The 14,433-nt window shown below is 51.5% G+C and carries 12 protein-coding genes; 5 read left to right on the top strand and 7 right to left on the bottom strand.

Annotation, left to right across the window (positions count from 1 at the left end; genetic code table 11):
* Positions 1 to 87: 87 nt before the first annotated feature.
* The 4 genes from lplT to NDK47_RS26265 all read right to left on the bottom strand — a co-directional run bounded on the left by lplT (position 88) and on the right by NDK47_RS26265 (position 5,679).
* Entirely contained in the window at positions 88 to 1,287 is a 1,200-nt protein-coding gene (lplT, locus tag NDK47_RS26280; RefSeq protein ID WP_251872648.1) for a lysophospholipid transporter LplT, read from the bottom strand.
* Positions 1,284 to 3,398, bottom strand: a complete 2,115-nt coding sequence (locus NDK47_RS26275; protein ID WP_251872647.1) for an AMP-binding protein — start codon at positions 3,396 to 3,398, stop codon at positions 1,284 to 1,286. Before NDK47_RS26275 ends, lplT begins: the two co-directional genes overlap by 4 nt.
* A gap of 143 nt (positions 3,399 to 3,541) precedes the next feature.
* A complete protein-coding gene (locus tag NDK47_RS26270) occupies positions 3,542 to 4,189 on the bottom strand; it encodes a response regulator (protein ID WP_251872646.1) in 648 nt (215 codons plus the stop codon).
* Between the two features lie 116 nt (positions 4,190 to 4,305).
* Positions 4,306 to 5,679, bottom strand: coding sequence for a sensor histidine kinase (locus tag NDK47_RS26265; protein ID WP_251872645.1), 1,374 nt, complete (start codon positions 5,677 to 5,679; stop codon positions 4,306 to 4,308).
* A gap of 168 nt (positions 5,680 to 5,847) precedes the next feature.
* On the opposite strand from NDK47_RS26265, the gene NDK47_RS26260 reads away from it, so the two are divergent.
* Both NDK47_RS26260 and NDK47_RS26255 read left to right on the top strand, forming a co-directional pair.
* The gene (locus NDK47_RS26260) at positions 5,848 to 6,420 is read left to right on the top strand and encodes an RNA polymerase sigma factor (RefSeq protein ID WP_251872644.1); all 573 of its coding nucleotides are present in this window, start codon (positions 5,848 to 5,850) and stop codon (positions 6,418 to 6,420) included.
* Positions 6,398 to 7,384, top strand: a complete 987-nt coding sequence (locus tag NDK47_RS26255) for a DUF4367 domain-containing protein (RefSeq protein ID WP_251872643.1) — start codon at positions 6,398 to 6,400, stop codon at positions 7,382 to 7,384. The genes NDK47_RS26260 and NDK47_RS26255 overlap by 23 nt, the downstream gene beginning before the upstream one ends.
* 116 nt (positions 7,385 to 7,500) lie before the next feature.
* Here NDK47_RS26255 and NDK47_RS26250 read toward each other — a convergent pair whose 3' ends face one another.
* A complete protein-coding gene (locus NDK47_RS26250; RefSeq protein ID WP_251872642.1) occupies positions 7,501 to 8,049 on the bottom strand; it encodes a GbsR/MarR family transcriptional regulator in 549 nt (182 codons plus the stop codon).
* Between the two features lie 259 nt (positions 8,050 to 8,308).
* On the opposite strand from NDK47_RS26250, the gene NDK47_RS26245 reads away from it, so the two are divergent.
* Genes NDK47_RS26245 through NDK47_RS26235 form a run of 3 tightly spaced genes read left to right on the top strand, consistent with a single transcriptional unit; the run spans position 8,309 to position 11,462 of the window.
* Positions 8,309 to 9,667, top strand: a complete 1,359-nt coding sequence (locus tag NDK47_RS26245) for a quaternary amine ABC transporter ATP-binding protein (RefSeq protein WP_251872641.1) — start codon at positions 8,309 to 8,311, stop codon at positions 9,665 to 9,667.
* Between the two features lies 1 nt (position 9,668).
* Positions 9,669 to 10,508 (top strand): ABC transporter permease, encoded by an 840-nt coding sequence (locus NDK47_RS26240; protein ID WP_251872640.1) that lies wholly within the window; start codon positions 9,669 to 9,671, stop codon positions 10,506 to 10,508.
* Positions 10,509 to 10,568: 60 nt separating this feature from the next.
* Positions 10,569 to 11,462, top strand: a complete 894-nt coding sequence (locus NDK47_RS26235; RefSeq protein WP_251876399.1) for a glycine betaine ABC transporter substrate-binding protein — start codon at positions 10,569 to 10,571, stop codon at positions 11,460 to 11,462.
* Positions 11,463 to 11,576: 114 nt separating this feature from the next.
* Here NDK47_RS26235 and NDK47_RS26230 read toward each other — a convergent pair whose 3' ends face one another.
* Together NDK47_RS26230 and NDK47_RS26225 are read right to left on the bottom strand one after the other, a co-directional pair.
* On the bottom strand, positions 11,577 to 13,754 hold the full coding sequence (locus NDK47_RS26230; RefSeq protein WP_251872639.1) for a sensor histidine kinase: 2,178 nt from the start codon (positions 13,752 to 13,754) through the stop codon (positions 11,577 to 11,579).
* Positions 13,732 to 14,424, bottom strand: a complete 693-nt coding sequence (locus NDK47_RS26225) for a response regulator transcription factor (RefSeq protein ID WP_251872638.1) — start codon at positions 14,422 to 14,424, stop codon at positions 13,732 to 13,734. Before NDK47_RS26225 ends, NDK47_RS26230 begins: the two co-directional genes overlap by 23 nt.
* Positions 14,425 to 14,433 lie beyond the last annotated feature (9 nt).

Genomic DNA, 14,433 nt, shown 5'->3' with positions numbered 1-14,433 from the left:
TAGCAAAGAGAAAAGCCGTGACGGAAAAGGTCACGGCTTTTTGGCTTACACTTTACGAAGAATCTGACAGTCAATCTGCAAGACAATCTATACCCGTCTCCCTACCAGCCGCTTGGTTTGGCCAGCCAGATAGAGAAGGAAGAGCAGGAGCAGCAGCGCTTGCGCAATGATCGCGCCCGAGATGGATGACCCGAGATAGACGATCACGTAGTAGATTCCCGAGCCGGCCAGCATGAGCACGTTTTCGAAGAAGTTCTGAATCGCGATGGTTTTTCCCGTGCCGACCATGACCTTCCCTTCCTCTTGCAGGACGGTATTCATCGGGACGATAAAGACTCCGCCCATAAACCCTACCAGCAGCAGGAACAGGATCGCTACCGCCGTGATGTGGAACAACGGGAACAGGATGATCAGCACAAACATCAGAAATCCGTACAGGATGGAGCGTTGAAACTGTTGAAGCGGGATCAGCTTGGGAGCGAGAAAGGCCCCTGCGATAATGCCAATCGATGTCGTGGCCAGGATGAGTGAGACGGCAAAGCTTTTCGGATCAATGCCGAGTGCGAGCGGCACCCAGGCAATCACGGCCACGCGCAGCACTGCCGAGCTCATCCAGAAGGCACCGGTACCGACAATCGCAAATCCCGTCTCCGGCTTTTTCATCAGCTTCTGAAAGTGAGCGAAGAAGAGGCCGGCTTCCTTTCCGTAGCGGATCGACGCATTGCCTGCGATCCGCGGGATGGCGAAGGTCATCAGTACGGATAACCCGTACATCAACAAGCAGATGGTAGAGGAGGTGACGGTCGGTGTTACTGCGGCAATCGCACCGCCGCCTCCGATTCCGGTCAAAATGGCGATAATCGTATACGCTTCAATCCGGGCATTGGCTTGAAACAGCTCATCCTCGTTTTTCGTCAGCTCCGGCAGGATGCCGTATTTGGCCGGCGAGTAGACGACTGCTCCCACACCGACAGTGAAGTAGGAGAGCATCAGCAGCAGGATGTTGCTCTGATCGATCACCAGCAGCAGCAGGACGCCCAACACTTTGATCAGGTTGCCGATGACCAGCACAAATGATTTGGGGTGCTTGTCGGCGAAAGGGCCCACGAGCGGGGCCAGAACGATATAAGGTAAAAAGAAGGCCATGGAGACAAGCGCCAGCATGACGGGCGAAAAGCCGTTGTCCTGCAGCAGATTGGCGATCACGAAGAGAATCATGTTGTCCGCAAAGGCGGACAAAAATTGCGTAAAGTAGAGTGCCTGCAGTGGCCGCATCCGAGTTCTCATGCTGCGCCATCTCCTTTTTCTGCGAATTGTTTCAGCGTCACGTAGTCTGTCTTCCCGCTTCCCAGCAAGGGGAGCGTTTTGAGCAGACGGACGGAGGACGGGAGCAGCAGCGGCGAGAACTGTTTCTCTGCCAGGTACGCCCGAAGCCGATCCAGTTTGGCCGTATCGTCCGTGGTGTAGAGAAGAATTCGCTCTCCTTTTCGGGCATCGCTGACCGCGACAGAGGCAAATTCTGAGTGTCCGAAGCATTGGCTGGCCAGCTCCTCGACCAGATTGAGCGAAATCATTTCGCCGCCGATTTTGGCAAAGCGCTTCAGGCGGGACTGGATGGTCAAATAGCCTTCAGCATCTGCCGCGACCAGATCACCTGTCTGATACCATTCCTCGGCGGGGAGGAAGCCTTTTCCGTGAATCAGATAGCCCTTCATCACATTGGGGCCTTTGACGAGAAGCTGTCCGCCGTTTTCAATGCCTTCCACCTGTTGGAGCTGAAAATCGATGCCGGGCAGCAGACGTCCCACGGTTCCTTGCTTGTTTGCAAGCGGCGTATTCAGGGACAGGATCGGAGCGGTTTCGGTAGCTCCATAGCCTTCAAAGATACGCACGCCGAATTTTTCCATCCACATCTGTCTCACGTCCGGCTTCAGCTTTTCAGCACCGGCAAAAACGTAACGCAGCGAGTAGAAGTTGTACGGGTGGGCAAATTTGCCGTACCCGGCCAGGAAAGTGGAGGTGCCGAACATGATCGTGATGTTTTGGTCGTAGCACAGCTCCGAGATCACTTTGTAATGAAGCGGGCTGGGATACATATAGACCGGCAGACCGGCAACGATTGGCAAAAGTGTGCCGGCAGTCAGACCAAAGCTGTGGAACATCGGCAGAGCGTTCAAAATTTTATCCTGGCTGGTAATATCGATGACGCTCAGAACCTGCTGGATGTTGGCGTAGAGGTTGGTATGCGTCAGCACTACGCCTTTTGGCTTGCTCTCGCTGCCGGAAGTAAACAGGATCAGCTCATTTCTCGTCGCTGTCGACCGTTTTCCCGTCAGGTAGGAAAAGAGAGCAGACAGTTTGTCACCTGTCGAAGCAGAAGCTTTGACATCTTCCAGATAGATGAACTGTACATGTCCGCTCAAGCCGGAAATCAGGTGGTCCAGCTTCCCTTTTTCAATAAAGACGCGGGAGGTCAGGACGGTCTGGATGCCGGCTGTTTCGCAGCAATCCAGCAGGGAGCGAACGCCCAGCGAAAAGTTCAGGATCGCCGGAGTGATGCCGATGCGAAACAGCGATTGCAGGGTAATCACATGGCCGACGGAGTTTGGCAGCAGAACACCTACGGTTTGCTGATTTTGCAGCGTCTTTTTCAGCTTGCTTCCCAGCAGATAGCTTCCGATCAGCAGCGTACGATAGTTGATCGAGGCCGTCATATCTTTGACGACGATGGATTTGCTGCCGTACATTTTGGAGGCTTCCAGCGCTTCGTTAAACAGGTTGACGTCTTCTTTCATTCGAGCCTGGAACAATTCACGCTGCAGGGTGCGCAGAATCTGGTCGCTTGCCGCTGCTTTCTGCTCGCGCATCGAGACGTCTTCCCGTTTGTGCATGGTAAACGGTGTCCCGACAGAGATGTTTACCTTTGGGAACCAGGAAAGACGTACCTTGCCCTTCAGATAAGAGAATACCGAGCGTTCCAAACCCCGGATGATGATCGGATACACGGTAGCACCGGTACGCATCGCCAGATAACCGACGCCGCTGTAGATTTTCATCAGGCCGCCGGTCGTCGTGATGCGGCCTTCCGGGAAGATTACGAGAGACTCGCCGCTTTTGACGACGCGGATCATGTGGCGAATCGAGTAGGGATTCATCGGATCTACGGTGATGAATTTGCGAAAACGCATGAAAAGTGAAAACTTTTTGGCGATCTCTGTGTTGGCTACAAAGGTCGTGTTGGATGGGAGGCAGAAGGACAAGAGCACCGCATCCAGGAGTGACACATGATTGGGAATGATGATGCAAGGCTGGGAAAAGTCCAGTTTGTGCATTCCCTGGACGCGCAGGCGAAACCAGAGCAGGAGGAACCACTTGATGAAGGTATGAATGAGTACCATCAGAACCACACCTTTACGAATGATAATAAATTCCGTTCTTGATAGTTCTCATTCTACGTGGTCCCCGATTTTAAAAAAGTACCAACTTTCCTTGGTACCTGGTCATAAGACTTGCAAATAGGGGAAGAAGCGCGTTTTTTCCGTTAAAACAGCTTCTTCTGTTTGGCTTTTGCGGCCGCTTCCTTGCTTGTTTTGACGCCCATTTTTTTCAGGATGCGGTTGATGTGATTTTTGATCGTTCGCTTGGTGATATGGAGGTTCTGTTCGATTTGGGACTGCGTCTGTCCCTGATGGATCAACTGCAGGATATCCCGTTCGGCCGGGGACAACAGCTTCTGGTCCTCGCCGCTTCGTAAGCGGAGGAACTCGTTGCGAAGCGCGGCGGCCGCCGTCGGATGAATAGAAGATTGGCGCTGGTGAGCGGCGCGGATGGCATCCGGAATTTCCTTGAAATTGGATTTGCTGATGTAGTTGACCACCGCGGCTGCGGAGAAGGACTCGACGATGATCTCCTCAGCAGTCAGCGAAGTCAGCATGATGATGGAAAAAGGCCGTCCCAGCTCTGTCAGGGCAAGAGCGGCCTCGATGCCGTCCAGGTTGTTCTCCGTGAGATTGATGTCCATCAGCACCACATCGGCTTCTCTCGTTTCATCCTCGAACCATGTGAAAACGGCCTCCTTGGAATCGGCCTCTCCTACGATAGCGATATCCGTTTCTTTATTGAGAAAATCGATCAGTCCCCTGCGCCAGACAGGGTCGTCCTCTACGATATAAACGCGAATCTGTTCCATGAGTGGTGATCCTCCATTTACTGGTGTAAGCTTGCGGAAAAGACGGGGGCGTCTGCCAAGTGTATTAACGTGTCGTTGAACGTGTATGAAGTATGAAAGCGGCGGGCGGCCCACCATCACGAGGCTGCTTCTACACGCCTCAGCGGGAAGAACAAAAAGACAGTCGTCCCCTCGTCTTTTACGCTGTGGATATCCAGGGTGCCCTGATGCTTTTGCATGACGTTGTAGCAGTAGGACAGCCCCAGTCCGAAGTTATTCCCGGTCTTTTTGGTTGAGAAAAAAGGGTCCAGGACATGCGGGAGGTTTTCCTTGGCAATCCCTGTGCCAGTGTCAGTCACTGCGATGACCAGATGCTTCTTGGACAAAAACAATTGGTGTGTCAATGTGCCACCGGTTTTCATGGCCTCCAGCGCGTTCATCGACAGATTGATCAGGATTTCCCGCAGTTGGACGGGGTCGCAGAGGAGCAGCCAGCACTCGTCCAGCTCTGTTCGCAGCTCCACCTGCTGTGATTCGGCCAACGGACGCAAGGTTCGCTGCACGTGCTCGATCAATGCGGCGGGGCTTGCCACCTCCTCACGCAGACGGATATCCTGCAGCTGTCCCTGAATCCGGTTGACCATGTCCAGCAGATGCTGGGTGGATTGCTGGATGACCTGCAAGTCTTCCTGCAGCGCGGGCTGGTTGGTCTCGGCTGCATAATCCTGCATGCGCTGTGTGTAAAGCGATATTTTCCCCGCTTCATTTTTGATTGAGTGATTGATGATTTGCGCCCCGGAGGTCATGGCGCGAAGCGTGCTGTCCAGCCTCCGTTTTTCGACCCGCCATTTTACGCCGAGAAAACCGTATTTCATACTGATCACCAAAATCAGAAGAAACTGAATTCCGACGATCAGACTGTTGTAACGCCACGCCTCGTAATTATTTTGCGTTCGCATCACATAGATCGTGATAAATACCAACAGCACCGGAAAAATGACCAGGATATTGGTAAACAGTCTGCTTTTCTTGACGAGCGGGTCTTTTTCTTTCCAGTACAGCAGGACCAGGATCAGACTGGCCCCGATGAAATAAGGAAATACCCAGCTCACCATTAGCCAGTAGTTGAGCCTAAGCACTGGATAAATGGGCGTGATGGCCAGCATAAGCAGCGGAGGAAGCAGCGCTGTGTATTGCAAAACCGTTTTGGTCCTCGTACTCAGAAAGTCCCCCGAATGGACGGCAAACATGAGAAACGTATAAGGCAGCCCCACCTGGCAGAGAAAGGATGAGACTCTGCTGGCAACCAGGAGGGCCGTCGTCAAGGAAGAAGAAAGCGGCAGCGATTCGCCTACGAGCGGCAGGAGCGTCTCGTCAAAAACCGCTGAGAGAAACCCGCATCCCCCGACAAATGCCGTGGCGCTGGCCCAGCGAATCGATGTATTTTTCGGGTCGGTATAGAGAATAAAGGCCCCGAAGGCCCAAATGGCCAGAAAGATCAGTACCATCATGGCGCAGGCCTCCTGTCTTCGGTATCGCTTCCATTATACCTTACGGGAGCGGGGGGTGTCTTACCTGGCAATGTTTCACTTTTGTAAATGGGTCAAACCATTTTTGCGAGAAATGGTCACAAAAGAGGTCGCGAAAAGCGTTATAGGGGTAGTGGGAGGAGGGGAAAGGTGGAAAAGAGTGAGTTGGAGCAGTTGATACAAGAAATTCAGCAGGGCGATTGGGGGAGATTTGAACAGGTAATCGACCATTTTCAGAAGCCGATGTTCACCTATTGCTATCATATGCTGGGACACCGGCAAGAGGCGGAGGATGCCGTGCAGGAGATCCTCATCATTGCCTATGAGCGTTTGGGTGAGTACACATACACTCTCTCTTTTTCAGCGTGGCTGTACAAAGTTGCGTATCATCACTGCATCAGTTTGTTGCGAAAAAAGAGGCGAAACCGAATCTTCCCCTTTTTCTTCTCTAAGCACGAGAAGGGAGAAGATCAGATCAAGGAGAGGATCGATCAGCACTACCTCAGTGAACCGCTCCATCAGCTGCTCGATCAGCTCAATCCGGAAGAGCGAAATCTGATTATTTTGCGCGTGCTGGAACAGAAAGGGTATGACGAAATTGCCCAGTTGCTGGAGTCAAAGCCGGCAACGCTCAGGAAGCGATACGAACGCGCTATCAGAAAGTGCAGACGCTATTGGCACAATACAGGGGGGTTGGCGGATGGTTCAAAACAACACGGATAAATGGCTGGAAGAGCTTTTTCAATCGACAGCAGTCCCCCCCAGCGATGTCAAACAGCGCGTCATGAAAGTGATTGAAAAAAAGGAAACAAAAGAGGAGGATGTCAAAGTGAAAAAGAAACTGGGATTCTTTCTGGCAATCGGTCTGTTGGTAGGCGGCTCATCCGCATTTGCAGCCTTGCATACGATTCAACTGCATGATGAAAAAGGAGAGGTTGTCTATGAAGTGGGTCCCTCGAATGCGGTAGATGTCCCTGCTGAATATGAAGACTTGTTCAAACAGATTCAGGAAGAAAACCAACGTAAGAACAATATTGTGAATGCCCACAGGGAGACGATGAAGCCGGGCTCGGCGGCAGCCATTTATTTCGTGCCGAAAAGGGCGCCAGAGGGAGAAGTGAAAATGGCTGGAAATCCGAACCGTCCACATCCAGATCTCACGTTGGTGACGAACGGATTTTCCTATACCGCGGCACAGGACCTGCAGAAAAAATTGGGCGATCAGGTAAAGGTTCCCGCTGATTTGGCAGGAGGACTCCGTTTTCAAGAGGGAGGCGTCGATTACTTCGCGAAAAATGATGTTGATCTGGAGCTTTTGCGCAAAGAAGCCGAACAGACCAAGAAGGATTATGTGATCAAAGAGATCGAGCTGAGTGACAAGCTTAACGAAGTGTACATGTCCTATAAAGGGGAGAAGGGCAAGATTCTCGTTATCGTAAAAAATCTGGAGTGGATCGAAGGGCCGATCAGGGGTGGGACTCTTGACGGGACGAAAGTGGAAAAAGTGATCATCGGCGGTATGGAGGCTGTATATGGCGAGACGAATTCGCCAGACGGATTCCACCTGAAAAATATTGAGTGGATGAACAGCGGATCGAAACTGTCTTACGATCTGACTACGCGTTCCAAGGAGATCAGCAAAGAGGATTTCATCAAAATTGCCGAGAGCTATGTCACAGCGAAATAGAATGACAGCGAAAAGAAGTGGAAATTTGAGAAATCGAAATAGCCAAAGGTATAGCGAAAAGTGAAGAAAACGGCTCCTCTTTCCAAAGCATCAAGCGAAAGGGGAGCCGTTCTTTTCTATTTTTCCACAGGGTCCTTCGGAACAAGTTCAAAGATTTCATGCGATTCCAGCGTGTCGATAAAGCGGGAGAGCCATTCGTAATACGCGATGCCATTTTCGATACGGGTGATGCTCAGCTCCACACGTGCTTTTACATCCTCCGGCAGCTCTTCGCTTTGAAGCAGTGCGAGTAGCTCCTGACGGGACTTTTTCATGGCGTGTACATTCTGTTCGGAAGCCGCTCTCCACTTCAGGGAAAAGAAATCAATAAAGGTCTGGTGCCAATCCAGATTGACCTCGTAGTGATCCTTCCTGGTCCCTTTTTTCCATATCTTGTCGACCATTTGCAAGTCCATCAGGGTGCGTACACCGGTACTCATACTCGTCTTGCTCATCTCCAGCGCTTCGCCCATTTCGTCCAATGTCATGGCTTTGTCCTGAAACAGCATTGTGCCATACAAAAGACCGGTAGACATCGTAATTCCGTATAGATCCATGTTTTTGGCGAGTGTCTCAATGACCCGATCCTGGGCTTTTAACAGTTTTTCTTCATGTTTGTCTTCCATTTTAAAAAGAGCAGCTCCTCTGGTGAATTTACCTGTATCCGATTGTACTAAATGAGATGAGAAAAAGTAAATAAACGAATCGGACTGTATATGCTAGATAAACTGAGTATTCGGTACAAAAAGTACGTAAAGTTTTTTCTGAACAAAGATTACGCCCGAATACAGCCGATTACCAAATTTGAGCAAACAAAGGAGCGACCGATACAATAAGGGAGTCAGGATGGAGCGAGCAAAACAAAAATCACGTGGAGGTGACGGTATGCCAAAAATAAGAGTTGAAAAGCTGACGAAGGTTTTTGGACGTCAGCCGCAGCGGGCCCTTCCGCTTTTGCAAAAGGGAAAATCCAAGCAGGAAATCCTCCAGGAAACAGGACTGACGGTCGGCGTAAATCAGGCCAGTTTTGATGTGGAGGCAGGTGAGATTTTTGTCATCATGGGCCTTTCGGGAAGCGGCAAGTCTACGCTGGTACGGCTCCTGAACCGCTTGATTGAGCCAACCGAGGGAAAAGTTCTGATTGACCATGCGGACATCGTGCAGATGAATGAGAAGCAACTGCAAGAGGTGAGACGAAAAAAGCTGGGTATGGTCTTTCAAAAGTTTGCCCTGTTTCCTCACCGGACGGTGCTGGAAAATGTCGAGTTCGGGTTGGAAGTACAGAATATTGAAAAAACACAACGGGAATCCAAAGCACGAGAAGCGCTGGCGCTCGTCGGACTGGGCGGCTGGGAGCAAAGCTATCCGGACCAGCTTAGCGGCGGCATGCAGCAGCGGGTGGGACTGGCCCGGGCGTTGGCCAATGATCCCGATGTCTTGCTGATGGACGAAGCCTTCAGCGCACTCGACCCGTTGATTCGCAAGGACATGCAGGATGAGTTGATCGAGCTGCAAGCGACGATGCAAAAAACCATCATTTTTATTACGCATGACCTGGATGAGGCTTTGAAGATCGGGGACCGGATCGCCCTCATGAAGGACGGGACCATCGTCCAGATTGGCACGCCGGAAGAGATTTTGACCAATCCGGCAAATGAATATGTGGAAAAGTTTGTGGAAGATGTGGATCGTTCCAAGGTGATTGCCGCAGAGCATGTGATGAAGCGGGCGCAAACCATCACGTTAGACAAGGGACCGCGTGTAGCCTTGCAGTTGATGAGGGAAAGCGGCGTTTCCACCCTCTATGTGGTAGACCGTAAAAAGACGCTGCTCGGCGTGGTTACTGCTGATGCTGTGAACAGAGCACAGCTGGAATCGCTCCCCTTGGAGAGTGTGATGCGCAGGGAGATCCCTACGGTAAATCCAAAAACGCTGCTCGGCGATCTGTTTGATCTGGTCGCCTTCTCTGATGTGCCGATCGCCGTTACCGGTGACCAGGATCGTTTACTCGGAGTTGTGGTCAAAGGGGCGGTATTGGGCGGTCTGGCAGGCAAAGTGAATCTCTCGGTGGAAAGAGGCCTCTCTCCTGACCCAGCCGCAATGCCGGCAAACGGTGCGTCTGCGAGCGCAAACACTCCCTCACCGACTCGAGTGAACATCGGTGTGAACAAGGAAACGAAAACCACGGACCGCGCAGCGGACGGGGCTATGGACTCCTTGGGAGACGAAAGGCAGGTGAACTAGGATGGGAGAGCTTTTTCCAAAAGTGCCGTTGGACCGCTGGATCGAGTATATCGTCGATTTTCTCGATGATCATCTGGGAATCGTGTTTGATTTCATCTCGGCGGTGATCGGCGGCTTGGTAGATTTGTTTAGCTTGCTCTTTTCCGGTCTGCCTTCATGGCTGCTGATCCTGGCTTTGGTGCTGCTCGCGTATCGTGCCGGAAAATGGCCGATTGCTCTGTTTTCATTGATTGGACTGATTCTGATTGAAAATCTGGGGTACTGGGCGCACGCCATGGATACACTGGCTCTGGTCATGACGGCTGGCTTTATCTCGATTATTGTGGGAATTCCCGTAGGGATTTGGTGTGCACGGTCAGACAATGTGCGAAATGTGGTCACACCCATCCTCGACTTTATGCAAACGATGCCCGCCTTTGTCTATTTGATTCCGGCCATCTTCTTTTTTGGACTGGGCAAAGTGCCAGGGGTTATTGCTTCCGTGATTTTCGCGATGCCGCCGACGATTCGACTGACCAATCTCGGGATCAGACAGGTGCCCGCCGAGCTGATCGAGGCATCCGACGCTTTCGGTTCCACCTCGTGGCAGAAGCTGATCAAGGTGCAGATGCCGCTTGCAAAGCCTACGGTGATGGCGGGCATCAACCAGAGCATCATGCTCGCGCTTTCCATGGTCGTGATCGCGTCCATGATTGGTGCCAAGGGTCTGGGGGCGGACGTCTATCGTGCCGTGACGCAGATCAAGATCGGCGCAGGTTTTGAAGCCGGACTGGCAATCGTGATCATGGCCATTTTATTGGATAGAATCACCCAAAGCATGGGGAAAAAGAAAAACGCCTAGGAGGGGTCTTCATTGAAAAAAAGATGGAGTACAGGAATTGCTGTCGTATTGGGGTTGAGTATGCTGATGGCGGGATGTTCGGGAGCGTCGCAGCCGACAGACAAGTCGACAGAAAACCAGAATGCTTCCGGCTCAGATGGCGCGGGCAGCGGCCAAGGCGGCGTCGGTGCGCAGGTCGATTATAAAATTATCGGGATTGACCCCGGTGCAGGTCTGATGAAAGCAACCGAGAAAGCGATTCAGGAATACGATCTGAAGGATTGGGAACTGGTCGAAGGCTCCGGTGCAGCCATGACCGCTGCGCTGACGCAAGCCTACAAGGACAAAAAGCCAATTATCATTACAGGCTGGACACCGCACTGGAAGTTCTCCAAGTTTGACCTGAAGTACTTGAAGGACCCCAAGGGCGTGTACGGAGCGGATGAACAGATTCACACGATTGTCCGCAAAGGATTGAAGGAAGAACATCCGAGCGCGTATGCGTTCCTCGACAATTTCCACTGGACGACGGCTGACATGGAATCCGTCATGCTGGCCATCACGGACGGGAAAAAGCCGGAAGAAGCCGCTGCGGATTGGGTAAGCGCCAACGAAGAAACCGTCAACAAATGGGTGGAAGGTATTCAGCCTGAAGAAGGCAAAAAAATCTCTTTGGCGTACGTGGCTTGGGATTCGGAAATCGCCAGCACCAACGTCGTGAAGACGGTGCTGGAACAGAAGCTGAAGTACAAAGTGGAGCTGAGCCAGGTAGAAGCCGGTCCGATGTGGGCGGGAGTAGCGAATGGTGACGTGGACGGCATGGTAGCGGCGTGGTTGCCGACGACACATGCGGATTACTACGAGAGACTGGGCAAAGACCTGGAGGATTTGGGTCCCAATCTGGAGGGCACCAAGATCGGGCTGGTCGTTCCCGCCTATATGGATATCGACTCGATTGAGGATTTGAAGAAGTAAACGACTATCGAAAACACCTGGAATGCTGCGGCTTCCAGGTGTTTTTTTGCACACTTTCAAGCAAAACAGCCCTGTTCCTTGATTTGAGGAAGCGAGGGCTGTTTGCTTGTAGCATCATTTGGGAAAGACCACATTAACCTTGAAGTAGTCGCCGTCGATCTCGATGGAGAGGCTTCCCCCTTGCAATTCGACGATGCTTTTGGCTATCGCGAGTCCAAGGCCGGAGCCTTCGGTATGGCGTGATTTGTCTCCCCGTTTGAAGCGCTCGAAGAGTTCCTTGGCGTCAAAGTCAATCTCGTAGGCGGAGACGTTTTTTATGCTCATGACGACCGCGCTATCTTCATCGTGCAAGCTGATGTAGACGCGGGTATTTGGCATGGAGTATTTCAAGGCATTGACAATCAGGTTTTCCATCACGCGCCAGGTTTTCTTCCCATCCAGCTTGGCGTACATCTGTTGATTCTCAACCTGTACGCGGAAGGTGAGAGAGGAGTCCTCGATCTTGTCGCTAAACTCTGCCAGCGCCTGGTTGAGAAGCGAGGCAACATTGACATTCTCCAGCTGGAGATCAACGGCGCCGCTGGCCATTTTCGAGGCTTCAAACAGATCGTCGATCAGGACCTTCAGACGCTGGGTTTTCCTGTCGAGAATCTCGATATAGTTGCTCATGTCCTCGGGCCTCAGGTTTTCACTCTTGAGCAGATTGACGTAGTTGACGATGGAGGTGAGCGGTGTTTTTAAATCATGGGAGACGTTGGTGATCAGCTCCGATTTCATCCGCTCGCTTTTCATCTGACCCTCCAGTGATTGCTTCAAGCCCTGCTTCATATTGTTCAGGTTACTCGCCAGACGGAACAGATTTCCTTTGCCGGTCGCATGGATCTGATGGTCGAGATTGCCCGAAGCCATCTCTTCGGCCCCGCGAAAGATTTTGTTCATCAAACTGATCCGGCGCAGGATGTAGGGCAGTACAAAGAATACATAGAACAGGCAGTACCCCAGTGAGAGAAGCAGCAGTGTTCCCTCGTGATTGCCGAGGGCGTACAGGAGGATGATGGCTGCGAACGGAAACGCCAGGGAAAAAGAAGCAGAGACAACAAGCTTGAACAGGATTTTGCGGTTGGCAAAGGTATCCGTCAATAGCTCCCGGTATTTGACGAACAGGCTGTCTTTCCATTGTTGTGTCCAGATTGTGCTGTCCTGTCTCATCCTCGCCACCTCCAATATGCACAGGATCAAGTAAGCTGCCGCACAGGATTCCAGGCCCAGGATCAGAAACTGCTCTGGCCGGATGGGCAGCTGGAAGAATGAGACGGTCGAGGCAAGGATGTAGGCGCATAGTATGGCAAAAGCGAGCACAAGCATCCTGACATCGATAGGTATGCGCCGCAGCAGGGCCAATGTCCGGTCAACAAACGTAAGCTCGGCTGCGTGCCTGCGCAAGTAGAAGAACAGAGCGACGGTAGCAGCGACAAACATGACCAGCAGGACACATTCTTTGATCAGACGCAGGCGGATGGATGAATAATACTGCGCGTTGGAATGGATCATGCTGTATCCCTGTACGTCCTTGGGAACGGCAATCGTCCCTTCCAGCTGGTTCGTGACAAAATCCTGGTTAATCCATGTCAGCGTGCTGCGATTGGAGGTGGTACTGTTTGGAAAGCGGACCGAGTAGAGATAGGCTGATCTCAGTTCTGCTGCGGTCGGCAATTCTTTAATATTGGCGTATACATCGCCATTTTTTTTGTTGCGGATATAGTAATGAAAAGATCCTTCACGCAGAGCCAGGCTTTGCTGGATATTTTTGAATTCCTGTTCACCGGAGGAGACGATCTCCCTGATCTGGCTTTGAAAAGCTTGTTCATGCTCCTGGCGTATTTTTTGCAATTGCAGCTCGCGTTCTTTTTCCAGGGCGGCTGCTTCCTGAGGCTTGCCCTCAGCTTCCGCATGCTTGATCTGGTCGGAGAATTGCTGGGTCGTCTCTTCAAGCGCAGTCTTTACTTGTTCTTCGTAGTTTTGTTTCAAACGTTCATATTGTTCGACCCCGACTTTTTCCTCGTCGGATTGCTGCAGATAATTCGCCCGGTACTCGATATAATAATTTTTTAAAATATCCACAAACTGGCTCAGTTCATTTTCAAACAGGTCCGTGGAAAAGTAGTGATCTTCCTGCAGATAATTGGTCCGCTGCAGGATGTCTTCCGAAGTGAGAAACGAGAGGGCCGGCAGACAGACAAAGAGAAGAGCCGCCAGCGTTAGAATCAGCTTATTTTTCGATTTTGTAACCAATTCCCCATACCACCTTTAGATATTTCGGGTCCTTCGGGTTGATCTCGATCTTCTCCCGTATCCGTCTGACATGGACTGCCACTGTGTTTTCGGCGTTGAGATAGGGTTCTTTCCAGACCAGCTCGTATATTTCTTCGATGGAGAAAACCCGGCCTTTGTTTTTCATCAGCAGCTCCAGGATTTTGTACTCCGTCGGGGTGAGGCGTACTTCTTCGTCATCGACGAAGACAGTCTTGTTGGTCGTGTTGAGCACGAGCCCTCTGACGTGAATTTCATCATCATTGGCTGCATGGGTGCCCAGACTGGTGTATCGGCGCAGTTGGGATTTGACCCTGGCAACCAGCTCCATCGGATTAAAGGGCTTGGTCACATAATCGTCAGCCCCTACGGTGAGACCAAGGATTTTGTCTGTGTCCTCCGACTTGGCTGAGAGCATGATGATAGGGATGTTTTTTTCCTCGCGTATGGCGAAGGTCGTTTTGATCCCGTCCATTTTTGGCATCATGATATCGAGGATGATCAGATGCAGGTCCTCATTTTCCAGCACTTCCAAGGCTTCCAGGCCGTTCTCGGCTTTAAACACCTTGATGTTTTCATTCTTCAGGTATATTTCAATGGCGTCGCGGATTTCCGCTTCATCGTCCACGACGAGCACCTTGTATTTAGACACGTTTGCTTC

The sequence above is a fragment of the Brevibacillus ruminantium genome, assembly GCF_023746555.1.
Taxonomy (GTDB): domain Bacteria; phylum Bacillota; class Bacilli; order Brevibacillales; family Brevibacillaceae; genus Brevibacillus; species Brevibacillus ruminantium.
The sequence above is the reverse complement of the archived record's forward strand: the minus strand, read 5'-3'. Positions and strand labels throughout refer to the sequence as shown.

Coding starts and splice junctions, on each gene's coding strand:
- lplT (WP_251872648.1), bottom strand. CDS start 1,287: ATGAGAACTCGGATGCGGCCACTGCAGGCACTCTACTTTACGCAATTT.
- NDK47_RS26275 (WP_251872647.1), bottom strand. CDS start 3,398: ATGGTACTCATTCATACCTTCATCAAGTGGTTCCTCCTGCTCTGGTTT.
- NDK47_RS26270 (WP_251872646.1), bottom strand. CDS start 4,189: ATGGAACAGATTCGCGTTTATATCGTAGAGGACGACCCTGTCTGGCGC.
- NDK47_RS26265 (WP_251872645.1), bottom strand. CDS start 5,679: ATGATGGTACTGATCTTTCTGGCCATTTGGGCCTTCGGGGCCTTTATT.
- NDK47_RS26255 (WP_251872643.1), top strand. CDS start 6,398: ATGGTTCAAAACAACACGGATAAATGGCTGGAAGAGCTTTTTCAATCG.
- NDK47_RS26250 (WP_251872642.1), bottom strand. CDS start 8,049: ATGGAAGACAAACATGAAGAAAAACTGTTAAAAGCCCAGGATCGGGTC.
- NDK47_RS26245 (WP_251872641.1), top strand. CDS start 8,309: ATGCCAAAAATAAGAGTTGAAAAGCTGACGAAGGTTTTTGGACGTCAG.
- NDK47_RS26240 (WP_251872640.1), top strand. CDS start 9,669: ATGGGAGAGCTTTTTCCAAAAGTGCCGTTGGACCGCTGGATCGAGTAT.
- NDK47_RS26235 (WP_251876399.1), top strand. CDS start 10,569: ATGCTGATGGCGGGATGTTCGGGAGCGTCGCAGCCGACAGACAAGTCG.